A 21,327-nucleotide genomic window follows, 5' to 3' on the forward strand; every position below is an offset into this window, starting at 1 on the left:
ATGCCGTATTGGTATAGCAGGGCGCGAGCCATCGATGGAATTCAAGCATCTGCGGCACTTCATGCGCGTCGCGCGCGCCGGCAGCGTAAGCCGCGCGGCGCAGGAGCTGCGTCTCGCCCAGCCGGCGCTGAGCCGGCAGATCCGGCAGCTCGAACGCGAGCTGGGTGTTCCGCTGTTTACCCGGCACGGTCGCGGCGTGCGGTTGAGCCCGGCCGGCTCGCTGCTGCTCGAGCGCGCGGAGGCAATTGCCCATCTCGTCCATCAGACGCGCGAGGAGATCAAAGAGGATCGCGCGCCGCAGGGCGGCCGGCTGGTGCTCGGCGTGCCGCCGGCGGCGGGGCGCATTCTGACGCCGCCCTTCGTGGCGCGGTTTCAGCAGGCCTGGCCGCAGACGGCGCTGCACATGGTGGAGGGCGTCACCAGTTCGCTGCAGGAATGGCTGCTGGAAAAGCGGCTCGATATCGCGATCCTGCATAATCCGCCGCACCTCGAATCGCTTGATATCACGCCGGTTTTGACCGAGCGCATGATGGTGATCGGGCCGCCGGTGCGCAGCAAGGCGCAGCCCCGGCAGTTCCGTATTCGCGACTTCGCCGATCTGCCGCTGATCCTGCCGAGCGTGGCGCATAACAATCGCCGGCTGGTCGAGAACGCCGCGCTCGAACACGGCGTGAGGCTGCGGATCAAGCTCGAGGTCGACAGCGTCGCCTTCGCGAAGGCGATGGTGGAGGAGGGGCTCGGCTACACGATCCTCACTTACGCGGCCGTGCAGGATGAAGTGAGCCGCCATCGGCTTCGCGCCTATCCGATCGTGCGGCCCGCGCTGCTCACGATGGTCAATGTGGTGACGCTGCGCGGCGAGCCGAACCTGCCGCATCTCCGGGGCGGATTCGACATCCTCCGCGATGTCTGCCGGGAACTGGTGCGCGACGGGGAGTGGGTCGGCACCAGGCTTTGCTGACAGCGGCGCGGTCCCGCCGCCATGCCGAAATAGTATCGCCAGCGAACTTTTCAGCGTCTTTGCGGTGCTTTAGCCTTGTTCGATCGCGAAGGCCGGCGTCAGACCGGTTGCGACTGTCGAAACGGGAGGATCGTTGTGAACATCATTCTCAAAGCACTTCTGGCCGCGTTGTGCGGTCTCGCCCTTCCGGGGCTTGCCGCCGCCGAGACGTTTCCGAGCAAGACGATCAAGCTCGTCGTGCCGTTCCCGGCCGGCGGGCCGAACGACATCATCGCGCGGACGCTCAGCCAGCGCATGTCGGAGATCCTCAAGCAGACCATCATCATCGAAAACCGCGGCGGGCAGGGCGGCGTGCTCGGCACCGACGCGGTCGCGAAGGCGGCGCCCGACGGCTACACCATCGGCGTGACCAGCGCGGGCGCTCTCGCCATCAGCCCGAGCATGCAGAAGATCGCCTACGACACGCTGAAGGATCTTGCACCGATCACGCTCGTTGCCACGGTTCCGGAAATGCTGGTGGTCGCGACCAGCGTTCCCGCCAGCAACATGAAGGAGCTGGTGGCGCTGGCGAAGGAAAAGCCGGGCAAGCTGAACTTCGCGTCGTCCGGCTCGGGCAGCCTGCCGCATCTCGCGGGCGAGCTGTTCAAGCTCACCGCCAAGATCGACATCGTCCATGTGCCCTATCGCGGCGCCGCGCCCGCGGTGAACGACCTGCTCGGCCAGCAGGTGCAGATGGTGTTCCTCGATCTGCCGGTGCTGCTGCCGCAGATCGAGGCCGGCAAGCTGAAGCCGATCGCGATCGGCACCACCAAGCGGGTGCCGAGCGCGCCGAATGTGCCGACGACGGTCGAGGTCGGGATGCCCGACCTGCAGACCGAGAACTGGTACGGCATGGTCGCGCCGGCGAAGACGCCGCCTGAGGTGATTGCCGTGCTCAACAAGGCGGCGGTCGAGGCGCTGAAGGATCCTTCGGTGAAGGACAAGCTCGGCAAGCTCGGCGCCTCGCTGCCGGGCGGCTCGCCGGATGAATTCCGTGCCTTCATCGACAAGGAAACCAAGAAATGGGCGAAGGTGATCAAGGACGCCGGCGTCCCCACCACGAAGTAGGCTGACCGGAGCGCGGCCAGGTTTTTCATCCATGTCTCCGTCATTGGCCGGCCGCCTCGCCGGAAAGGTCGCCATCGTCACCGGGGCCGGCTGCGTCGGCCCCGGCTGGGGCAACGGCCGCGCCGCCGCCGTGCTGTTCGCCCGCGAAGGCGCCAAGGTCTTTGCGGTCGACAAGAGCGCGGAGGCGATGGCGGAAACGGCCGAGCGCGCCCGCGAGCACGGCGGTGTCGCCACGCATGTCTGCGACGTGCTCGACGATGCTTCGGTGAAGGCGATGGTCGAGGCCTGCCGCGCGCAGTTCGGGCGGGTCGATATTCTCGTCAACAATGTGGGAGGCTCGGCGCCGGGCGGCGCCGCCGAACTCAGCGAGGCGGCCTGGGACAGTCAGCTCGACTATAATCTCAAGAGCGTCTTCCTCACCTGCCGCCATGTCATTCCGGCGATGCTGGCGCAGGGCGGCGGTGCCATCGTCAACACCTCATCGACCTCCGGCACCCGCTATACCGGCTCGCCGCAGGTCGGTTATGCCGCGTCCAAGGCCGCGATCATCCAGTTCTCGCGCGTCACCGCCGTGCAATATGCGAGCGGCGGCATTCGCGTGAACACGGTGGTGCCGGGGCAGATGCATACGCCGATGGTCGAGGCGCGGCTGGCGAAGCAGCGCGCGGGCGGCGACGTCGATGAACTGCTGAAGCAGCGGGTCGCCCGTATTCCGCTCGGCTTCATGGGCGACGGCCGCGACACCGCGCATGCCGCGCTGTTTCTCGCTTCCGACGAGGCCCGTTTCATCACCGGCACCGAAATCGTCGTCGATGGCGGCATGACGGCGCGATGCGACTGATATGATCGCACGCGGCGACGATGCGCCGGCCTGCCTGCCGCCGGATCCCGATCCGCGGACGCCGGCCCTCACGCTGCCGCCGCTCGCCTGCGATGCGCATTTCCATGTGTTCGGCCCGCGCGCGGTGTTTCCGTTCTCGCCGCAGCGGACCTTCACGCCGCAGGATGCGCCCAAGGAGGCCCTGTTCGCGCTGCACCGGACGCTCGGCATCGCGCGCGGCGTGTTCGTCCAGTCGGCCTGCCACGGCAGCGATCATGCGGTCGTGCTCGACCTGCTCGCGGCCGGGCAGGGGCGCTATCGGGCGGTGGGCCTGCTCACCCCCGATACGCCGGATGCCGACATCGCGCGCTACGACGCGGCCGGCATGTGCGGCGTGCGGTTTCACTTCTTCTCGCATCTCGGCGCGCCGACGCCGGCCGATGACATCCGCGCCGTGATCGCGAAAGTCGCGCCGCTCGGCTGGCATGTCGCCATCCATGTCGGCGGCAAGGGTGTGCTGGAGCAGTACGAGTTCATCGCCGGGATCGATGCGCCGGTGGTGATCGACCATATCGGCCGTATCGACGTGCGCGAGGGTCTCGACGGCGCGGCCTTTGTGGCGCTGCGGCGGCTGCTCGACCGCGGCAATGTCTGGGTCAAGCTGTCGGGGACCGACCGCATCAGCCGCGAGGCCTATCCCTACCGCGACGCGGTGCCGTTCGCGCGGACGCTGGTCGAGCACGCGCCGGACCGCGTGGTGTGGGGCTCGGACTGGCCGCATCCCAACCATACGGCGGTGCCGAACGACGGCGATCTGGTCGATCTGATCGCGACAATCGCGCCCGATGAAGAAGGCCGCCGCAAGATGATGGTCGACAATCCGGCGCGGCTGTTCGGATTCGGTAACGGTTAGGCTTTGCCGAACCTGTCCGCCAGCGTCCGGTCGTAGTCGAGCACGGCCTGCAACAGCACCTGCGCGCCGGCCGCGCATTGTTCCTTGGATGAATATTCCGCCTCGTTGTGGCTGATGCCGTCCTTGCACGGCACGAAGATCATCGCGGAGGGCGCGACGCGGGCGATGTAGGCGGCGTCGTGGCCGGCGCCTGAGATCATGTCGCGGGTGGAGAGGCCGGACACGCGCGCGCCCTCGCGCACCGCGGCGATGCAATCCGGGTGGAACGGCTGCGGCGGCTGCGTCCAGATGTTCTTCACCGCGATGCCGACGCCGAGCCCGCCGGCAATCTGCTTCGCCGCCTCGTCGATGTCGTTCGCGATGGCGTCGAGCACGGCGGGGTCGGGATCGCGCAGGTCGATGGTGAAAAACACCTCGCCGGGCACCACGTTCGGCGAGCCGGGCTTGACTTCGAGCAGGCCGACGGTGCCGACCGCGGTGGGGCGCCTGAGCGCGGCGGCATTGACCGCCTCGACCATGCGCGCGGCGGCGAGCAACGCGTCGTGACGGCGCGGCATCGGCGTGGTGCCGGCGTGGGTGTCCTGGCCGGTCACCGTCGCCTCGTACCAGCGCATCGCCTGGACGCCGGTGACGACGCCGATGTCCCTGGCCTCGGCCTCGAGATAGGGGCCTTGCTCGATATGGACTTCGAAGAAGGCCGACAGCCGGTGCTGACCGCATTTCTCCGGGCCGCGATAGCCGATGGCCTCGAGCGCCGCACCGAAGGTTTCGCCGCCGCGGTCGGCCCGCGCCGCCGCCCAGTCTCGCTCGAACACGCCGGCGAACACTCCGGAGGCCATCATGGCCGGGGTGAAGCGCGAGCCTTCCTCGTTGGTCCAGTTGATGACCTCGATCGGCGCGAAGGTTTCGTAGCCGGCGAGATGCAGCGTGCGCAGCGCCTCGAGCGCGGCGAACACGCCGAGCGTGCCGTCGAACTTGCCGCCGGTCGGCTGGGTGTCGAGATGGCTGCCCATGCCGATCGGCGGAATGTCGTCGCGCTGGCCGGGCCGCCGCGCGAACATGCAGCCCATGTCGTCGACGGTGACGGTGCAGCCAAGCGCCTCTGCGCGCGCCTTGAACCAGTCGCGCACCTGCCGGTCGAGATCGGTGAGGGTGAGGCGGCAGATGCCGCCCTTGGACGTGGCGCCGATCCGGGCCGTATCCATCAGATCGTCCCAGAGCCGTTCGGGGTCGATCCGCAGGTTCTTCATGGCTGGCCCTCACCGGCTTCGGCCTCGGCGAGCTGGTCGCGCCAGTCCTTGCGCTTGAAGAAGAAGGAGAAGGCCGCGGCTGCGAGCAGCACCGCGCTGACGATCAAAAGACCGCAGGCGATCGGACGGGTGAAGAAGATCGCGTAGTGGCCGGCCGACATGATGAGCGACTGGCGCAGACTCTGCTCGAACAGCGGCGCGATGACGAGGCCGAGCACTAGCGGCGCGGGATCGAAGTCGAATTTGCGCAGCGCATAGCCGAGCGCGCCCATGATGATCATGATCCAGATGTCGACGGTCGAGTGGTTCACCTCGTAGACGCCGACGATGCAGAACATGATGATGAGCGGATAGAGATACGTGTAGGGGATGCGCAGCACGCTCACGAACACGCTGACCAGCGGCAGGTTGAGCAGCAGCAGCATCACGTTGCCGACATACATCGAGGCGACGAAGCCCCAGAACAGGTCGCGGTGCTCGGTGACGAGCTGCGGACCTGCCGGCACGCCGTGGATCATCAGCGCGCCGATCAGCACGGCGGTGATCGGCCCGGTCGGGATGCCGAGCGCCAGCATCGGCACGAAGGCGCCGGTAGAGGCCGAATTATTGGCGGATTCCGGTCCCGCGACGCCGGCGACCGCGCCCTTGCCGAACTGCTCGGGGGTCTTCGAGAGGCGGCGTTCCAGCGCATAGGACAGGAAGCTTGAAATGATGTGCGCGGAGCCGGGGATGATGCCGATGATGAAGCCGAGCACGCTGCCGCGCGCGATCGGCCAGCTTGCCTCGCGCCATTCCTGTTTGGTCGGCAGCAGTTCGCGGAACTTCGGCGAGATGACGTCGCCGGTAATCTTGTGGCTCGGCGTGGACAGGATCTCGCCGAGGCCGAACAGGCCGACCGCGACCGGCACGATGCTCAACCCGTCGCCCAGCTCGTTGAGATCGAACGAGTAGCGGAAATGGCCGGTCATGTTGTCGATGCCGATCATGCCGAGCATCAGGCCGAGCGCGGCCATGGCGAGCGTGCGCACCAGCGAGGTCGAGGACATGTAGGCGAGGAAGATCAGGCCCATCACGAGCAAGGCGGTGTATTCCGGCGGGCCGAATTTCAGCGCGATGGTTGCGAGCGGCGGCGCGATCACCGTCAGCACCAGAATGCCGAAGGTGCCGGCGACGAAGGAGCCGACCGCCGCGATGCAGAGCGCGGCGCCGGCGCGGCCTTTCTTCGCCATCGCGTTGCCGTCGATGCAGGTCATCACCGAGGAGGCTTCGCCGGGGATGCGCATCAGGATCGAGGTGGTCGAGCCGCCATACTGCGAGCCATAATAAATGCCCGCGAGCATGATGACGGCCTGCGTGGCGTTGAGGCCGAAGGTCACCGGCAGCAGGATCGAGATGCCGGACAAGGGGCCGATGCCCGGCAGCACGCCGACCAGCGTGCCGACGAGACAGCCGATAAAGGCGTACCAGAGATTGTCGAATTGCAGCGCGACGGAAAATCCGTGGGCAAGGCTGATGAGGGTGCTTTCCACGGGAGTCCTATTTTAATTTTCGCACGATCTGATCCGAAAACCGGTGCCCGCTTTTCGGGATCATGCGCGTTCCTAATAGCCGAGAATGCCGCCGGGCAACGGCGATTGCAGCACGTAGACGAAGACCGCATAGGTCGCGACCACGACGGCGACGCTGTAGACGCCCGCGCGCAGGATATTGCGGCGCTCGATGATGACGAGCAGCGCCACCATCATCAGGATCATCGTGATGATGAAGCCGAGCGTCGCATAGAGCGCGATGGCGACGATGGTGATCGCCAGAACCTGCGCGGCGTGGCGGCCATCCTCCCAGTCGATTTCGGAAAACGTGCGGCCTTCGCGGGCGCGCAGCACCAGCGCCGCGCCGAACACGATGAGCAGCACCGCGATCAGGATCGGCATGAAGCCGGCGCCCGGCATCGAGGTCTGGCCGAACGGCAGGTCGCCGCTGAGCGCGATCACGATCGCGCCAAGCGCGACGAAAAAGCCTCCCGCCACATGATCGGCCTGCAGCTTCATGAGTGTCGTCCATGCGGGAAGGGCGCTCCCCGCGCCGGCGGCACGGGGAGCGGTCGTGAAGTCATCAGCCCTGCTGCTTGCCGATCGAGCGGACCGCCGCTTCGATCTTGGCGGCATCGCTCGCCCAGAACTTGGCGAATTCAGGCTGATCCATGTAGTCGAGTTCCTGGCCGAGATTGGTCATCGCGGTCTTGAACGCGTCGGTATGCGCGGCCTTGTCGGAAGCCTCGCGCATCACCTTGATGACGTTGTCCGGCGTGCCCTTCGGCGCGAACAAGCCGACCCAGAGATAATATTCGAGGTCGTAGCCCAGCTCCTTCATGGTCGGCACGTCGGGCAGCGCCTTCGAGCGCTTGCCGCCGAACATGGCGAGCGGTTTTGCCTTGCCGGCCTTGATCTGCGTCATCGCCGCGGAGATCGACGAGACGAGGCACTGCGCATTGTTGCCGAGGAAGGCAGTCAGCGCCGGGCCGCCGCCGCGCGTCGGCAGGTGGCGCATCTTGATGCCGGCCTTTTGCATGAACTGCGCCATCGGGATGTGCAGCGCGCCGTAAAGGCCCGACGACGAGAACACGATTTCGTCCGGCCGCTTCTTGGCGTCCTCGACGAATTCCTTGAGCGTCTTGTAGGGCGTCTGGTCATTGACCAGCAGCGCGCAAGGATCGGCGACATAGCGGGCGATCGGGATGAAATCGGCGGTGGTGAATTTCGGCGTGCGGCCGAACAGCTTGTCGACCTCGGCGAAGCCGGAGATCGAGGTGATGTGTAGCAGCAGCGTGTAGCCGTCCGGTTTCGCGGAGGCGGCGTATTGCGCGCCGACGGCGCCGGCGGCTCCGGATTTGGTCTCGATGATGACCGGCTGCTTGAGAACCGGCTCAAGCACAGCCTTCAGCGGCTGGCCCACCTTGTCGGCGGCGCCACCCGGCGGGAACGGATTGACGAGTGTGATGGCATGCGTCGGATAGGCGCCCTGCGCGAAACCAGGGCGAACGGCAAGCGCTGCGGCGGCCGCAGCGGTACCGGCGACGAAGTGACGTCGGTCCACGAGATCCTCCCATTGTTTTTGTACGCTGTGGCCGGCGGCACACCGGCTTCTTGTCTTTATGCCAAATGCTATCGCCGCGTGTGGGCAGCCACAAGCGATAAAGCCTCACGCATCGACGATCGCCACCGCGCGCGTCCATCCGGCCGAGCCGCCGCGAACCTTGACCGGAAAGCAGCTCACCATGAAGCCGCTCGCCGGCAGGTTTTCGAGATTGTGGAGTTTCTCGATGTGGCAATAGCCGATGTCGCGTCCGGCACGATGGCCTTCCCAGATGATCCCGGGATCGTGCGTCTTGAGCCAGCGTTCCCTGGTGTGCACGAAGGGCGCGTCCCAGCTCCACCCGTCGATGCCGGTGACGCGCACGCCGCGCTCCAGCAGATAGAGCGTCGCCTCGCGTCCCATGCCGCAGCCGCGCGAGACATAATCCGGCTGGCCATAGGCGGTCCCCGCCGACGTATTCACCAGCACAATTTCAAGCGGCGAAAGAGTGTGGCCGATGCGCTTCAATTCGGCTTCGACGTCCTGCGCGGTCGCGACATAGCCGTCGGCGAAGTGCCGGAAGTCGAGCTTCACACCGGGCTGCAGGCACCAGTCGAGCGGAATCTCGTCGATGGTGGCGGCGCGCTTGCCGCCGTCCATCGTCGAGGCGAAATGATAAGGCGCGTCGAGATGCGTGGTGCAGTGCGTCGAGAGCCGCACCCATTCGAAGCCCCAGCCCTCGCCGTCCGGCAGATCTTCTTTTTTCAGGCCGGGGAAGAATTTCAGCACGTCGCCCGCTGTCTGCTCGTGATCGAGATATTCGATCTGCGGGCCGTAGCCCGGCGGATCGGCGGCGACGTCGTTTTCGAGCGGGATCGAGATGTCGATCAGTTTGCGCGCCATGACCTGTTTTCCTCCCGACCGCATTCGTTGTGTTGTAGTCTTCGCGTTGCGAGATCGCTGCCCACTCCGGTGGGACGATCGCCGCTAATCTGAGTGACAGTCATCGATGTGTCTAGGAGGGTCCCTGCATGCCTGCGTATTGGGTCGCGCGCTCGAAGATCAACGATCCGGTCGAGTACAAGAAATATACCGATCTTGTTCCGGCCATCCTCGCCAAGTTCGGCGGCAAGGTTCTGGCGCGCGGCGGCAAGTTTCAGATCATGGAGGGCCCCGACAAGTTTCAGCGCTTCGTGGTTCTTGAGTTTCCGACTTTCGAGCAGGGCGTGGCCTGTTTCACCTCGCCTGAATACGAGCGTGCTGCGGCGTTTCGCCGGAGTGGGGCGGGCGAGGTCGAGACCATCATGGTCGAGGGCGCCTGAGGGCGGCAAAGGCGGCGCGGGGCCTAGCCTCTGGCCATTGAATCCGCTTAGAATACAACAAAACGAGAGCAAATAAGGGAGGATCGTAATGCTTCGTTTCCTGAAAACCGGTGCTGTCGCCGGGCTCGCCGTTGCGGCGGGCGTAGCGATGGTCGCAAGCGCGGCGAACGCGCAGGATAAAAAGCCGATCAAGGTCGGCTTTGCCCAGTCGCTGACCGGGTTCCTGTCGCCGAACGGCAAGCAGGCGCTGCTTGGCGCCGAAATCTGGCGCGACCAGATCAACAAGTCGGGCGGATTGATCGACGGCCGTCCGGTCGAGCTTGTCTATTACGACGACAAGAGCTCGCCCGCCGAAGTGCCCGGCATCTACACCAAGCTGCTCGACGTTGACAAAGTCGATCTCGTGGTTAGCGGCTACGCCACCAACCAGATCGCGCCCGCGATGCCGGTCGTGATCCGCAAGGGCAAGACCTTCATCAGCCTGTTCGGCCTCGACGTGAATAACAAGTTCAAATATCCGAAGTACTTCTCGATCATTCCGACCGGGCAGGACACCAAGGGCTCGTTCACCGAGGGCTTCTTTGCGGTTGCTGCCGCGCAGAAGCCGAAGCCGCAGACCGTTGCGTTGGCTTATGCCGACGCGGAGTTCTCGCAGAACGCTTGCGAAGGCGCGCGCGCCAATGCGAAGAAGTACGGCTTCAAGATTGTCTACGACAAGGCCTATCCGCCGCCGCCGAAGACCACCGACTTCGCGCCGATCGTCCAGGCGCTGAAGGCGGTGAATGCCGATCTTGTTGCGGTCTGCGCCTATCCGCTCGACTCGGTCGGCATCGTGCAGGCGGCCTCTGAAAGCGGCCTCAAGCCGAAGCTGTTCGGCGGCGCGCTGGTCGGCCTGCAGGCCACGGTGTTCAAGGACAAGCTGAAGGGCAAGCTGAACGGCATCGTCAATTACGAGACCTGGGTGCCGGACAAGAAGCAGATGTACGAAGGCACCGATGCCTTCTTCAAGGAGTATCAGTCGCGCGCCAAGGCGGCCGGCGTCGATGCGCTCGGCTACTATCTCGGCGGCTGGGGCTACGCGCAGTTCCAGGTTCTCGGCGATGCCGTGAAGGCCGCCAAGAGTCTCGACGACAACAAGGTCGCCGACGCGCTGCGCAAGGGCACCTTCAAGACCGTGATGGGTCCGATCAAGTTCGGCAAGAAGGGCGAGTGGGCCGAGAGCCGCATGATGGCCGTGCAGTACCACGACATCAACGACAAGGCGGACCTCGAGACCTGGCGCGGCATGAGCTACCAGAACGTGATCTACCCACCGAGCCTGAAGACCGGCGACGTGGTCTATCCCTACGAGAAGGCCGTGAAATAAGCGGCGCTTGGGTTGAATAAAGACGGCGCGGGAGCAATCCCGCGCCGTTTTGTTTTGCCGGAAGATATAGAAAGAGTCCGCGGCGGGCCGCGCCGCAATGGCGCGGCTCACATGCCGAGATAGAATTTCCGGATCAGGTCGTTGTTGTTGAGTTCCTCGGCCGAGCGGCCTTCGAACTCGATATGGCCGTGCACGATGACATAGCCGCGATCGGCGATGCGCAGCGCCTGGGTGAAGTTCTGCTCGGCCATCAGAACCGTCAGGTTGTAGTGGTCCTTGAGCTGCTTGATCGCGTCGATGGTGCGCGAGACCAGCACCGGAGCGAGGCCGACCGACGGCTCGTCGATCAGCAGGATGCGCGGCGACAGCATCAGCGCGCGCGCGAGCGCCAGCATCTGCTGCTCGCCGCCCGACATCGAGCCGGCAAGCTGGCCGCGCCGCTCGGCAAGGCGCGGGAAGGTTTCGAAGCAGAAGTCGAGGTTCTGCTTGATATTGGCGCGGGCCTTGGCGCGCGACGCGCCGAGATAAAGATTTTCCTCGACGGTCTGGCGGGGGAACAGGCGGCGGCCTTCCGGCACCAGCGCGATGCCGAGATCGACGATCTGCTCGGTCGTCATGCCGACGAGGTTGTGCTCGACGCCGTCGATCTCCGCGACGATGCGGCCTTCCGCCGGCGGAACGATGCCCATGATGCATTTGATGAGCGTCGACTTGCCGTTGCCGTTGGTGCCGAGCAGGGCGACGGTCTCGCCGGAGTCGACGCGGATCGAGACGTCGTGGATGACCCGCACGGAACCGTAGGCGGCGTGGACGCCTTCCAACCGGATGCTGCTACTGGCCAAGATACGCCCTCACGACTTCGGGTTCCTGGACGACGGCTTGCGGCTCGCCGTCGGCGATCTTCTTGCCGGAAACCAGCACGACGAGGCGCTGCGAGAACCGCATCACCGCGCGCATGATGTGCTCGATCATGATGATGGTGATGCCGCGCTCGTTGAGCTGAAGCAGCAGCGAGACGATGTCCTCGACCTCGGAATGCGACAGGCCGGCCATCGATTCGTCGGCGATCAGCAGCTTCGGCTCGGCGGCGACGGCGCGGGCCAGTTCCAGCTTGCGCATCTCCACCTGCGTCAGATCCTGGACGCGATGGCCGGCCTTGGCCTCCAGCGCCACCAGCTTCAAAAGCTCGTGGCAGTGGTCGCCCAATTCCGAGTGCGACAGATGGTGTCCGCTGCGGGTCGCGACCGTATACATCAGCGGCACGCGGATGTTGTCGGCGACGCTCATGCTGACGAAGGGGCGGGGCAGCTGGAAGCTGCGGGCGAGGCCGAGATGGGTGCGCTCGTGCGCGACGAGGCCGTTCATCGCCCGGCCGCCGAACGTGACGGTGCCGGTCTCGTTCTGCAGCGTGCCGCAGATGCAATTGACGAGCGTGCTCTTGCCGGAGCCGTTCGGCCCGATCAGGCCGACGCGCTCGCCCTGGGCGACGTCGAAATTGACGCCGTCGAGGGCGACGAAGCCGCCGAACCGCTTGCCGACGCCAGAGATCTGGAGGATCGGTGCCGTCATGGCTTGGCCTCCCCGGATTTACGGGAGCGTTTGCGCCACCAGTCCTGGAAGAGGCCGACGATGCCGTTCGGCGCGACGATCACGAAGCCGATCAGCAGCAGGCCGACGATCAGCAGGTTGACCGCCGAGGAGATCGTCACGGTCGCGAGCTGCTGGAGGCTGCCGAGCAGGACGGCGCCGACCAGCGGACCGATCCAGCTCGTGGTGCCGCCGATCATCGGCATCGCGATCGAATTGACCGCGTAGGACAGGTTGAAGGCGGAGGCCGGCTCGACATAGCCGATATAGAAGGGGAACGGCGCGCCGGCCATGCCCATCAGCGCGCCGGAAATCGTCGTCGCGACCAGCTTGAGGCGCAGCGTCGGCACGCCGCAGGCTTCGGCGGCGAGCTCGTCGTCGCGAATGGTGGCGAAGCCGTAGCCGAGGCGGGAGCGCTCGATCAGCCGCGCCACGGTGAGGGAAAAGATCACCAGCACGATCATCAGCGCGAACAGGAACTGCACATAAGGCCCGAAGATCGGGATCTCGCTCGGCGGGATGATATAGGCGCCGCGCGAGCCGCCGACATAGGGCCAGTTGATGATCAGCGTTTCCAGCACAACGGCGAGCGCGAGCGTCGCGATCGCGAAGAACACCCCGCGCAGCCGCAGCGTCAGGTAGCCGGTGCCGAGACCGACCAGGCCGGCGACGATGCCGCCGACGACCATGATGATCGGGACCGGCAGCGGGAAGATGAGGTGCATCAGCGCGCCGAAGCCGTCGGTCCCGAAGTCGTCGACGCCCTGGCCGACGGTGTAAAGGAACACGCCCGTATAGGCGCCGAGCGCGAAGAAGCCGGCGGAACCGAAGTTCACGTAGCCGCAATAGCCGCCAAGAATGTTCCAGGCGGTCGCGAGCACGATGTATTGCAGGACGATGTAGCCGGCGAAGAACAGGTAGTCGTTGCCGAAAATCTCGAACACGAGATAGAGCGCGACGCCGACGATGGCCCAGATCAGGACGAAGAGAGGTGTGCGCATGGTCAGCGTCCCAGCAGGCCGGACGGCCGCACCGCCAGCGTGATCAGCAGAACGCCGAACGCCACGGCGGGAGCCCAGGACGGGCCGATATAGATCGCGGTCAGGCTCTCGATGATGCCGAGCAGCAGCGCGGCGATCAGCGTGCCGGGCAGGCTGCCGAGCCCACCGAGCACGCAGATCGCGAAAATGATGCCGATATAGTCGCGGCTGACCGAGGGCACGACCGGCTGGATGATGATGAGGAAGGCGCCGGCGAGCGAGGCGGTCGCGATCGAGATCGAGAAGGCGATACGTTTGATGCGGGTCGGATCAACCGCCATCAGCCGCAGCGCCAGCGGGTCCTGCGACACCGCCATGATGGCGCGGCCGGTAAAGGTCTTCGACAGGTAGAGCTGCAGGCAGCAGAACATCGCGATCGAGACGACCGCCGGCACCAGCATGCGCAGCGGAAATTCGAGAAAGCCGAGATGCAGCGTCGGCCCGATATAGGCCGCCTCGACATAACGGTAGTCGACGCCGAACACCAGGATCAGCAGAACCTCGGTGACGAACAGCAGGCCGAAGAAGAAGGCGAGGCCGCGCAGGGCTTCCTGCCCGCGCCGTTCGAACGAGACGTAGTAGACCTGATAGACCGCGCTGCCGAGCGCGAAGAAGACCGGCAGCATCACGATGGCGACGACGATCGGGTCGATGCCGAGTTGCGTGCTGATGATGTAGGCGATGTAGGAGCCGAGGATGATGAAGGCGGGATGCGCGATGTTGACGATGTCGAGAATGCCGAACGACACCGAGATGCCGAGCGTCACCGCGGCATAGAAGCCGCCGAGCAGCAGGCCGGCAACGATCGCGTTGAGTAGAAGTTCAAGCTCCATGGCGCCCTCAGCCTGAATGCGCGCGCTGACGGCGTCGCCATGATGATGCGACTGGCATACTCTGCATTCTCTCCCCACGAAACCTTATCGTTATTATCTTTGGCTGCCCATTGGGCCGGAATTTTCAGCCGGCCGGTGGGCAACATGACGTTTTTACGAGGCTAATCGATAGCATCCTCGCCCGGGTCTCTGCAACGTGGAAGCAACGGCCGGCGTGTTGCTTGCGCGCGCAAGTAATCTCGAATTGTTCTCTGCGACGAAACGAAGCGCCCGCCGTCCAGGTGGGACGACGGGCGCTGGAAAGCGGCTTGAAAAGCGGCGCGGCGGTCAGGCAGCCATGCCGGGACGAACGCCGGCGGGCAGCGGCATCGGCTGGTTGGCGCTGTTCTTGAATTCGACGGTCATGAAGATCATCTCGCGATCGCCGATGTTCTGCAGGTCATGCACCTTGAACTCGCCCTTGCCATAGATCTCGTGGCGGGTCTCGCCCGGCTGATAGGTGTATTCGACCATGGTGCCGTCGTGAACGTGCTGGCGGCCGCGGCCGCCGTTCACCGAGGTCCAGAAGTAATCGAGCACATGGCGGTGAAAGCCGATGCGCTCGCCCGGCGCGAGGCGGATCATCCACACGCGGGTGCGCTCGTTCTCCGACAGAAGCTGCGACCCGACGCACGGATTGGGATTGTCGCTCTCGCGTTTGAACTCCGCCGCGATCTCTGCGGACCACGGCGCCGTGGTTTTGTGTTCGGCGGCCTTGTCAAGCATTGTCAGGGCCATGGCATTCCTCCATGAATGACGTGAGAGACAGTATAGCCTGTTTCGGCCCTCTTGAGAAATGCCGGCAGATATGCCCGCGCAGCAACGCATGAGCAAACGCGCACTGGTCGTCGGCGGCTCGATGAGCGGGCTGTTCGCGGCGTTGATGTTGCGCCATGCGGGGTGGACCGTCACCGTCGTCGAGCGCGTGAAAACGGAACTGGCGGGCCGCGGCGCGGGCATCGTGGCGCAGCCGGAACTCCTGGCGCATTTGCGCAGGCTGGGACTCGAGGCCCGCGACCTCGGCGTCGATATTCACCAGCGGAAAATTCTCGGACCCGCAGGCCAGACGACCGAGACCTATGCCTGTCCGCAGATCGCCACCGCCTGGGAGCGTCTGTTCCGCTTGCTGCGCGACGCATTGCCGGCCGATCTCTATCGCCGCGATTGCGCGCTCGCCGGCTTTGAGCAGCGCGAGGACGGCGTCGTCGCCACACTTTCCGATGGCGAAACCATCACCACGGACCTGCTGGTCGGCGCCGACGGCATTCGTTCGACGGTCCGGCAGTTCGTGATGCCGGACGCCGCGCCGCGCTATGCCGGCTATGTGGCGTGGCGCTCGCTGATCGCGGAGGACGCGCTGCCTGCGGACGTACAGGAGGAGGTGTTCCCGGCGATGACATTCGGCCTGCCGCCCGGCGAGCAATTCCTCTGCTACCCGGTGGCGGGACCCAACAACGACCTGCGGCCCGGCCACCGGCGCATGAACGTCATCTGGTACCGGCCGGCGGAGGAGCACACCAAGCTGCAATGGCTGCTGACCGACGATGGCGGCAAGACGCACGAGATTTCGATCCCGCCGCCGCTGATCCGTCGCGCGGCGATCGAGGAAATGCACGACGCGGCGGAGCGTCTGCTTGCGCCGCAGTTCCGCAAAGTGGTGCGGCTGATGGACGAGCCGATCCTGCAGCCGATCTACGATCTGGAAAGTCCGAGCATGGCGGCGGGCCGCGTCGCGGTGATCGGCGATGCGGCGTTCGTCGCGCGGCCGCATGTCGGGGCGGGCGTCACCAAGGCGGCCGACGACGCGGCGGCGCTGGTGGCGGCGCTCGAGGCGGACAGCGACGTCGTGGCGGCGCTACGCCGGTTCGAGGCGAAGCGGCTGCCGGTCAACCGCCGCATCATCGAATATGCCCGCCACCTCGGCAGTTACCTGCAGGCGACGCAGACGGAGGCCGAGCGCGACGCGGCCGGCCGCCACAGCACCGACCGCGCCGTGATTGTCGAAACCGCGGTGCTGACGTTTCTATAATGCGTCTTAAAGGCCGAGCAGCTTCTTGGCGTTGAGGCCGTCGATCGCCGCACGTGTGCCATCGTCCAGCGCCTCGACGTCGGCGACATGGCCGATCGGATCGTATTCCAGCATGTCGAACGGATAGTCGGTGCCGAGCAGGACGCGGTCGGCCCCGAAGGTGCGCACCAGCATTTCGAGCTGCAGCGGCGTGAACACCACGGTGTCGAAGAACACATTCGTGCGCAGGTAGGAGCCCGGCGGCTTCGGCAATCCGACATTGACGTCGGAGCGTGCGCCCCAGGCATGATCGATGCGGCCGGAATAGCCGCCGAGATAGCCGCCGCCGTGCATGGCGAAGACCTTGAGCTTCGGGTGGCGCTCGAACACGCCGTCGAAGATCAGATAGTGCAGCGCAAGCGTGGTCTCGAACGGGTTGCCGACCACGTTGCTGAAATAGAAGCGCGACAGCCGGCGCCCCTCGGTGAAGCCGTTCGGATGGATCGCGACCAGCACGTCCAGCTCCTCGGCCTTCTTCCAGAACGGCGCGAAGGCAGGATCGGAGAGTTCGCGGCCGTCGACATTGGTGAGAATTTCGACGCCCTTGAAGCCAAGTTTATTGACGACGTATTCGAGTTCCTTGGCCGCCTCGTTGCCGTCCTGCATCGGCACGGTGCCGCAGGGGATCAGGCGGTCCTTATGCCTGGCGCAGAACTCCGCCATGTGGTCGTTGACCATGCGCGCGGCGGGCACGGCGACGTCCAGCGCGACGGTGTGGTAGAGCTGCGGCGGCGCGGGCATGACGAACTGCATGTCGACGCCCATCTCGTCCATCAGCGTGAAGCGGCCGTCGTAGCCGGTGATCCGCTCCTTGATGTCGACGTCCTGCTTGGCGTTGACGTCCTTCGTCTCCTGCGAGGCGAAATGGGCGAGCGGCACCGTGGTGAGGTCGAGCCGGTTGCCGACGAATTGCCCGACCGCCGGGAAGGCGGCGTGGGCATGCATGTCGATGGTCACGGACTTCGGCCGGCGGTCACGGCCGGGCTTGCCATGGGTTCTCGCCGCGGTATTCGCGTATTTATTCCAGATGGTCATGTCGTTCGCCAGTTGCAGGGAGAACCGGGCGGGGCGCCCGGATCAGATGCCGAGATAGGCCGATTTGATCTGCTCGTTCGCCTTCAGCTCCTCGGGCTTGGAGGAGTATACCACCTGGCCCTTGCTGATGACGTGAACATAATCGACGAGCTTGAGCGCGAGATAGGCGCTCTGCTCGACCAGCAGGATCGACAGGCCTTCGCGCTTGAGCCGGGCGATCGCCTCCCACAGACCCTGAATGATGATGGGCGCGAGCCCCTCGGACGGCTCGTCCATGATCAGGCAGTCGGGATTGGTCATCAGGCCGCGGCCGATCGCCAGCATCTGCTGCTCGCCGCCGGATAGCGTCTTGGCGCGCTGGTTGCGGCGCTCGTCGAGGCGCGGGAACAGGTCATACACGCGCTTCAGGTTCCAGCCGTGGCGATTGGTGTTGCGCTCGGCGACCAGCAGGTTCTCCTCGACGCTCAGCGTCGGGAACACGCGGCGGCCCTGCGGCACCAGTCCCATACCGACCCGCACCGTCTCGAACGACGGCGTGTGCGTGATGTCCTTGCCCTTGAAGGTGATGGTGCCGCGGCGCGGCGGCGTGAAACCGACGATCGAGTTCACCAGCGTGGTCTTGCCGACGCCGTTGCGGCCGAGCAGGCCGAGAATCTGGCCCTGCTGCAATTCGATGGACATGCCCTGAAGCACATAGGCTTCGCCGTAATAGGTATGGATGTCGTGAACTTCGAGAATAGCCATGATGCGGCCCTTGGCTCAGCCCGTCCCTAGGTAGATTTCCTGGACGCGTTTGCTGTTGTGAATCTGTTCGGGTGTGCCGGTTTCCAGAATTTCGCCGAAATGCAGCACCGAGATTTCGTCGGCGACGTCGAACACCACGTCCATGTCGTGCTCGATCAGCAACAGCGCGAGACCGGGATCGAGCGAATTGAGGAATTTCGTCATCTCGGCCGACTCGCCGGACGACAGACCCGCCGCCGGTTCGTCGAGCAGCAGGATCTTCGGATCGCTGGCGAGGCCGAGCACGATCTCCAGCTGGCGCTGCTCGCCATGCGACAGGTTGCGGACTTCGACATCCTTGCGGTCTAGGAAGTTGGCGCGCTCGAGCAGGCCATAGGCCTTTTCATAGACGTCCTTGTAGGACGACAGGAAACGCCACATCACGAATTTCGACGGCCGCAGGCCCTTGATCGCCAGCAGCACGTTGTCGAGGACCGACAGCTTCGGGAACAGGCTCGTCACCTGGAAGGTGCGCGCCATGCCGAGCGCGGTGCGTCTGTGGCTTTCCCACTTCGTCACATCATTTCCGAAGACCAGCACTTGTCCGGATGACGACGGATAAATTCCCGTAATCAGATTGAACAGCGTGGTCTTGCCGGCGCCGTTGGGGCCGATGATGGCCTTGCGGTCGCCCGGCATGACGCGCAGCGAGACGCTCCTGGTCGCCTGCAAGCCGCCGAAGCTCTTGCAGAGACCCCTCAGTTCGAGAACGGGCACTTCGCCGTCCGTTCGCGTTTCCGTGCTCACGCTGCAACTCCGTTCGATGGGAAAAGCCGGGGCGCCACGGTCGGCGCCCCGGCAGCGTTTGCATTAGTCGCAGTATTTGCAGGGCGGGAAGTTCTTGTCGTAGACGGGCTGCGCCAGGAACTTCTCCTTACCGTAGGTCCAGAACTGGCTCACGTTCGGATAGGTCTTGATGACCGTGTTCCAGAGCTCTTCCTTCGGATAGCCGAACAGCTTCTTCTTTTCGACTTTCTTGATGTAGATGTTCTGGATCGGGTTGCGCATGTCGTCGAGCGTGACCGGGCCGCGCACGGCGTCAAGCTTGATGCCCGCCATGATCTTGATGATCTCTTCCGGGCCCGGCCATTTTCCGCCGGCTTTCTTGATCGCCTCGTCGAGCCACTGCGCGGTCGTGTAGTTGCTCTCCGAATAGTACGACGGAACCTTGTTGTACTTGGCGCGATAGGCTTTCACGAAGGCTTCGTTCTTCGGCGTTTCGAGCGCCGCGCTGTACTGGAGCGCGGAGACGTCGCCGATGACTTCGTCACCCATGAATGGGAGCACGAATTCGTCGTAGCTCGTTCCGCCGCCGAGCACGCGCTTCTTGTAGCCCGAACCGCGCAGCTGCTTGATGAACTGCACCGGCATCGGACCGACCATGAGCGAGAGCACGGCGTCGGCGCTCGGCTTGATGGTCGGGATGAACGGCCCGAAGTCCTTGGTGCCGAGCGGCGGCCAGATTTTCTGGACGACCTTGCCGCCGCAGTCCTCGAAGGCCTTCTGGAAGCCGCCGACGACCTCGTAACCGAACGCGTAGTCGGCCGCGATGGTGACGACGGTCTTGATGCCCTGATCGCAGGCATACTGGCCGAGCGCGTGGTGCGGCTGCGAGCTCGTCCAGGAGGTACGCAGCAGATAGGGGTAGTTCTTGAGCTGACGCTGGGTCAGGTCGTCGGCCGCCGGGATCGAGACGAGATAGAGCGTCTTCAGCTCGGTGGAGACCGGCGCCAGGGCGTAGCCGGTCGAGGCGAGCACGCCGCCGATCAGCATATGGGCCTTGTCTTGCAGGACGAGCTTCTTGGCCTTGGTGATGGCGGTTTCGGACTTGCCTTGCTCGTCTTCGACGATGAACTTCACGTCCATGCCGCCGAGCTTGCCGCCATGCTGGTCGAGATAGAGCTGGAAGCCGTTGCGCATGTCGATGCCGGTCTGGGCAAGGCCGCCGGTCAGCGGAGCCAAGAAGCCGACGCGCAATTCTTCAGAGTTTGCCTGGGTCGCCAGGCCGATGCCGAAGGCGGCGACTGTGCCAAGCAGCACAGAGGCTCGCTTCAGAGTCGAACGACGTGTCATAGCCTTCCTCCCTTCGTTACCTCTTTTGTCCGGCGCCGCGTGGTGCGCCGCCGGCTTCGGTTCAATGCGTTGCCTTTTCTCCGATCGATTCCGATTTTGTCGAAGCGGACCGCCAGTGACGGATTCGCTCCGGAATCCCCATGATGCCCCCCGGCAGGTAGAGGATCGTCAGAACGTAAACGACGCCCAGAATGTACTGCCACCAGGGCACCAGCGTGCTGACATAGTCGCGCAGGCCGAAGACGATGAAAGAGCCGATCACGCCGCCGACCAGCGTGCCGGCGCCGCCGAGTACCGCCATCAGCAGCGCGTCGACCGAGGTCGTGAGAACGACCGACTCCGGCGTCACGATGCCGTTGGTATGCGTCCACACGACGCCGGACAGGCCGCCGAACGCGCCGGCGATGATGAAGGCGAGATATTTATGCAGCCACACATTGTAGCCGAGGATTTTCATGCGCAGCTCGCGCTCGCGGATGCCCTCCAGCGTGCGGCCGAACGGCGACTTCACCAGGATATAGAGCGCGAGCAGGCTCACGATGAAGATCGCGAAGACGAGATAGAAAAAGTTGACCGGGTCCGACAGGTCGATGCCGATCTGTGGCCGGCCGGCGCGCATCGACAGGCCGTTGTCGCCGCCCGTCATCGAGTTCCAGCGGTAGGCGAGGCCCCAGACGCACTGGCCGAGCGCCAGCGTGATCATGAGGAAGTAGGTGCCGGTGGCGCGGATCGCGAACAGGCCGAACACCGCGGCGAGAATGGCGCCGGCGATCATGCCGAGCGGCAGCATCAGCCAGAAATCCCAGTGCATGCCGAAGCCGTAGCGGTTGGCCAGGATCGCCGTGAGATAGGCGCCGACGCCGAAATAGGCGGCCTGACCGAGCGAGGCGAGGCCGGTAAAGCCGAGCAGCAGATCGAGGCTCATCGCCAGGATGGCGAAGGCGAGCGCGCGCGTCACCAGCAGGACGATGAAGGAATTCGTCATCGGAACGACGATGGCGAGCGCGATCAGGCACAGGATGACCGCAATGACCTTGATACGTTGAGCTTTGGTCACG

Annotated in this window: 22 protein-coding genes; 7 read left to right on the plus strand and 15 right to left on the minus strand. The window is 64.9% G+C overall.

Annotated elements, in window-relative coordinates; genetic code table 11:
• Positions 1 to 34 precede the first annotated feature (34 nt).
• From AB7F10_RS14290 to AB7F10_RS14305, 4 genes are all read left to right on the plus strand, one after another.
• Positions 35 to 961: a LysR family transcriptional regulator gene (locus AB7F10_RS14290; RefSeq protein WP_428561920.1), complete on the plus strand. Its 927-nt coding sequence runs from the start codon at positions 35 to 37 to the stop codon at positions 959 to 961.
• A 135-nt stretch (positions 962 to 1,096) separates the two neighbouring features.
• The gene (locus AB7F10_RS14295) at positions 1,097 to 2,068 is read left to right on the plus strand and encodes a Bug family tripartite tricarboxylate transporter substrate binding protein (RefSeq protein ID WP_428561918.1); all 972 of its coding nucleotides are present in this window, start codon (positions 1,097 to 1,099) and stop codon (positions 2,066 to 2,068) included.
• A 31-nt stretch (positions 2,069 to 2,099) separates the two neighbouring features.
• Entirely contained in the window at positions 2,100 to 2,909 is an 810-nt protein-coding gene (locus tag AB7F10_RS14300) for an SDR family NAD(P)-dependent oxidoreductase (protein ID WP_428561916.1), read from the plus strand.
• A gap of 1 nt (position 2,910) precedes the next feature.
• Positions 2,911 to 3,801: an amidohydrolase family protein gene (locus AB7F10_RS14305; RefSeq protein ID WP_428561914.1), complete on the plus strand. Its 891-nt coding sequence runs from the start codon at positions 2,911 to 2,913 to the stop codon at positions 3,799 to 3,801.
• Here AB7F10_RS14305 and AB7F10_RS14310 read toward each other — a convergent pair.
• The 5 genes from AB7F10_RS14310 to AB7F10_RS14330 form a co-directional block, all read right to left on the minus strand.
• Positions 3,798 to 5,051, minus strand: coding sequence for a M20 family metallo-hydrolase (locus AB7F10_RS14310; RefSeq protein WP_428561912.1), 1,254 nt, complete (start codon positions 5,049 to 5,051; stop codon positions 3,798 to 3,800). The genes AB7F10_RS14305 and AB7F10_RS14310 overlap by 4 nt on opposite strands.
• Positions 5,048 to 6,580 carry a tripartite tricarboxylate transporter permease gene (locus AB7F10_RS14315; protein ID WP_428561910.1) on the minus strand — a complete coding sequence of 511 codons (1,533 nt, stop codon included), beginning with the start codon at positions 6,578 to 6,580 and terminating at the stop codon, positions 5,048 to 5,050. The genes AB7F10_RS14310 and AB7F10_RS14315 overlap by 4 nt, the downstream gene beginning before the upstream one ends.
• 72 nt (positions 6,581 to 6,652) lie before the next feature.
• Positions 6,653 to 7,099, minus strand: coding sequence for a tripartite tricarboxylate transporter TctB family protein (locus tag AB7F10_RS14320; protein WP_428561908.1), 447 nt, complete (start codon positions 7,097 to 7,099; stop codon positions 6,653 to 6,655).
• Between the two features lie 64 nt (positions 7,100 to 7,163).
• Positions 7,164 to 8,144, minus strand: a complete 981-nt coding sequence (locus AB7F10_RS14325) for a Bug family tripartite tricarboxylate transporter substrate binding protein (protein ID WP_428561906.1) — start codon at positions 8,142 to 8,144, stop codon at positions 7,164 to 7,166.
• Between the two features lie 105 nt (positions 8,145 to 8,249).
• On the minus strand, positions 8,250 to 9,026 hold the full coding sequence (locus AB7F10_RS14330; protein ID WP_428561904.1) for a cyclase family protein: 777 nt from the start codon (positions 9,024 to 9,026) through the stop codon (positions 8,250 to 8,252).
• A gap of 128 nt (positions 9,027 to 9,154) precedes the next feature.
• Between AB7F10_RS14330 and AB7F10_RS14335 the strand changes: the two genes are divergently transcribed.
• Positions 9,155 to 9,445, plus strand: a complete 291-nt coding sequence (locus tag AB7F10_RS14335; protein ID WP_428561902.1) for a DUF1330 domain-containing protein — start codon at positions 9,155 to 9,157, stop codon at positions 9,443 to 9,445.
• 88 nt (positions 9,446 to 9,533) lie between these two features.
• A complete protein-coding gene (locus AB7F10_RS14340) occupies positions 9,534 to 10,811 on the plus strand; it encodes an amino acid ABC transporter substrate-binding protein (RefSeq protein WP_428561900.1) in 1,278 nt (425 codons plus the stop codon).
• A gap of 107 nt (positions 10,812 to 10,918) precedes the next feature.
• Here AB7F10_RS14340 and AB7F10_RS14345 read toward each other — a convergent pair whose 3' ends face one another.
• From AB7F10_RS14345 to AB7F10_RS14365, 5 genes are all read right to left on the minus strand, one after another.
• Entirely contained in the window at positions 10,919 to 11,653 is a 735-nt protein-coding gene (locus tag AB7F10_RS14345) for an ABC transporter ATP-binding protein (protein WP_428561898.1), read from the minus strand.
• The gene (locus AB7F10_RS14350; RefSeq protein ID WP_428561896.1) at positions 11,643 to 12,380 is read right to left on the minus strand and encodes an ABC transporter ATP-binding protein; all 738 of its coding nucleotides are present in this window, start codon (positions 12,378 to 12,380) and stop codon (positions 11,643 to 11,645) included. Before AB7F10_RS14350 ends, AB7F10_RS14345 begins: the two co-directional genes overlap by 11 nt.
• A complete protein-coding gene (locus AB7F10_RS14355) occupies positions 12,377 to 13,399 on the minus strand; it encodes a branched-chain amino acid ABC transporter permease (RefSeq protein ID WP_428561894.1) in 1,023 nt (340 codons plus the stop codon). Before AB7F10_RS14355 ends, AB7F10_RS14350 begins: the two co-directional genes overlap by 4 nt.
• 2 nt (positions 13,400 to 13,401) lie before the next feature.
• Positions 13,402 to 14,271, minus strand: a complete 870-nt coding sequence (locus tag AB7F10_RS14360; RefSeq protein WP_428561892.1) for a branched-chain amino acid ABC transporter permease — start codon at positions 14,269 to 14,271, stop codon at positions 13,402 to 13,404.
• A 327-nt stretch (positions 14,272 to 14,598) separates the two neighbouring features.
• On the minus strand, positions 14,599 to 15,048 hold the full coding sequence (locus tag AB7F10_RS14365; RefSeq protein ID WP_428561890.1) for a hypothetical protein: 450 nt from the start codon (positions 15,046 to 15,048) through the stop codon (positions 14,599 to 14,601).
• An 88-nt stretch (positions 15,049 to 15,136) separates the two neighbouring features.
• Between AB7F10_RS14365 and AB7F10_RS14370 the strand changes: the two genes are divergently transcribed.
• On the plus strand, positions 15,137 to 16,339 hold the full coding sequence (locus AB7F10_RS14370) for an FAD-dependent monooxygenase (RefSeq protein ID WP_428561888.1): 1,203 nt from the start codon (positions 15,137 to 15,139) through the stop codon (positions 16,337 to 16,339).
• Between the two features lie 6 nt (positions 16,340 to 16,345).
• On the opposite strand, the gene AB7F10_RS14375 is transcribed toward AB7F10_RS14370, so the two are convergent.
• From AB7F10_RS14375 to AB7F10_RS14395, 5 genes are all read right to left on the minus strand, one after another.
• Complete coding sequence (locus tag AB7F10_RS14375) at positions 16,346 to 17,413, minus strand: amidohydrolase family protein (RefSeq protein WP_428561886.1); 1,068 nt, start codon at positions 17,411 to 17,413, stop codon at positions 16,346 to 16,348.
• A 42-nt stretch (positions 17,414 to 17,455) separates the two neighbouring features.
• Positions 17,456 to 18,157: an ABC transporter ATP-binding protein gene (locus AB7F10_RS14380; protein WP_428561884.1), complete on the minus strand. Its 702-nt coding sequence runs from the start codon at positions 18,155 to 18,157 to the stop codon at positions 17,456 to 17,458.
• A gap of 15 nt (positions 18,158 to 18,172) precedes the next feature.
• Positions 18,173 to 18,943, minus strand: coding sequence for an ABC transporter ATP-binding protein (locus AB7F10_RS14385; protein WP_428561882.1), 771 nt, complete (start codon positions 18,941 to 18,943; stop codon positions 18,173 to 18,175).
• A 63-nt stretch (positions 18,944 to 19,006) separates the two neighbouring features.
• A complete protein-coding gene (locus AB7F10_RS14390) occupies positions 19,007 to 20,269 on the minus strand; it encodes an ABC transporter substrate-binding protein (protein ID WP_428561880.1) in 1,263 nt (420 codons plus the stop codon).
• A 61-nt stretch (positions 20,270 to 20,330) separates the two neighbouring features.
• Positions 20,331 to 21,326, minus strand: a complete 996-nt coding sequence (locus tag AB7F10_RS14395) for a branched-chain amino acid ABC transporter permease (RefSeq protein WP_428561878.1) — start codon at positions 21,324 to 21,326, stop codon at positions 20,331 to 20,333.
• Position 21,327 lies beyond the last annotated feature (1 nt).

The organism is Pseudolabrys sp. (genome assembly GCF_050250095.1).
Classification (GTDB): Bacteria; Pseudomonadota; Alphaproteobacteria; order Rhizobiales; family Xanthobacteraceae; genus Pseudolabrys.

Bases quoted from the DNA above. Each gene is read 5' to 3' on its own strand.
- AB7F10_RS14335 (WP_428561902.1), top strand. From the start codon at position 9,155: ATGCCTGCGTATTGGGTCGCGCGCTCGAAGATCAACGATCCGGTCGAG.
- AB7F10_RS14305 (WP_428561914.1), top strand. From the start codon at position 2,911: ATGATCGCACGCGGCGACGATGCGCCGGCCTGCCTGCCGCCGGATCCC.
- AB7F10_RS14300 (WP_428561916.1), top strand. From the start codon at position 2,100: ATGTCTCCGTCATTGGCCGGCCGCCTCGCCGGAAAGGTCGCCATCGTC.
- AB7F10_RS14330 (WP_428561904.1), bottom strand. From the start codon at position 9,026: ATGGCGCGCAAACTGATCGACATCTCGATCCCGCTCGAAAACGACGTC.
- AB7F10_RS14370 (WP_428561888.1), top strand. From the start codon at position 15,137: ATGAGCAAACGCGCACTGGTCGTCGGCGGCTCGATGAGCGGGCTGTTC.
- AB7F10_RS14350 (WP_428561896.1), bottom strand. From the start codon at position 12,380: ATGACGGCACCGATCCTCCAGATCTCTGGCGTCGGCAAGCGGTTCGGC.
- AB7F10_RS14365 (WP_428561890.1), bottom strand. From the start codon at position 15,048: ATGGCCCTGACAATGCTTGACAAGGCCGCCGAACACAAAACCACGGCG.
- AB7F10_RS14290 (WP_428561920.1), top strand. From the start codon at position 35: ATGGAATTCAAGCATCTGCGGCACTTCATGCGCGTCGCGCGCGCCGGC.
- AB7F10_RS14375 (WP_428561886.1), bottom strand. From the start codon at position 17,413: ATGACCATCTGGAATAAATACGCGAATACCGCGGCGAGAACCCATGGC.
- AB7F10_RS14310 (WP_428561912.1), bottom strand. From the start codon at position 5,051: ATGAAGAACCTGCGGATCGACCCCGAACGGCTCTGGGACGATCTGATG.
- AB7F10_RS14340 (WP_428561900.1), top strand. From the start codon at position 9,534: ATGCTTCGTTTCCTGAAAACCGGTGCTGTCGCCGGGCTCGCCGTTGCG.
- AB7F10_RS14320 (WP_428561908.1), bottom strand. From the start codon at position 7,099: ATGAAGCTGCAGGCCGATCATGTGGCGGGAGGCTTTTTCGTCGCGCTT.
- AB7F10_RS14380 (WP_428561884.1), bottom strand. From the start codon at position 18,157: ATGGCTATTCTCGAAGTTCACGACATCCATACCTATTACGGCGAAGCC.
- AB7F10_RS14390 (WP_428561880.1), bottom strand. From the start codon at position 20,269: ATGACACGTCGTTCGACTCTGAAGCGAGCCTCTGTGCTGCTTGGCACA.
- AB7F10_RS14360 (WP_428561892.1), bottom strand. From the start codon at position 14,271: ATGGAGCTTGAACTTCTACTCAACGCGATCGTTGCCGGCCTGCTGCTC.
- AB7F10_RS14355 (WP_428561894.1), bottom strand. From the start codon at position 13,399: ATGCGCACACCTCTCTTCGTCCTGATCTGGGCCATCGTCGGCGTCGCG.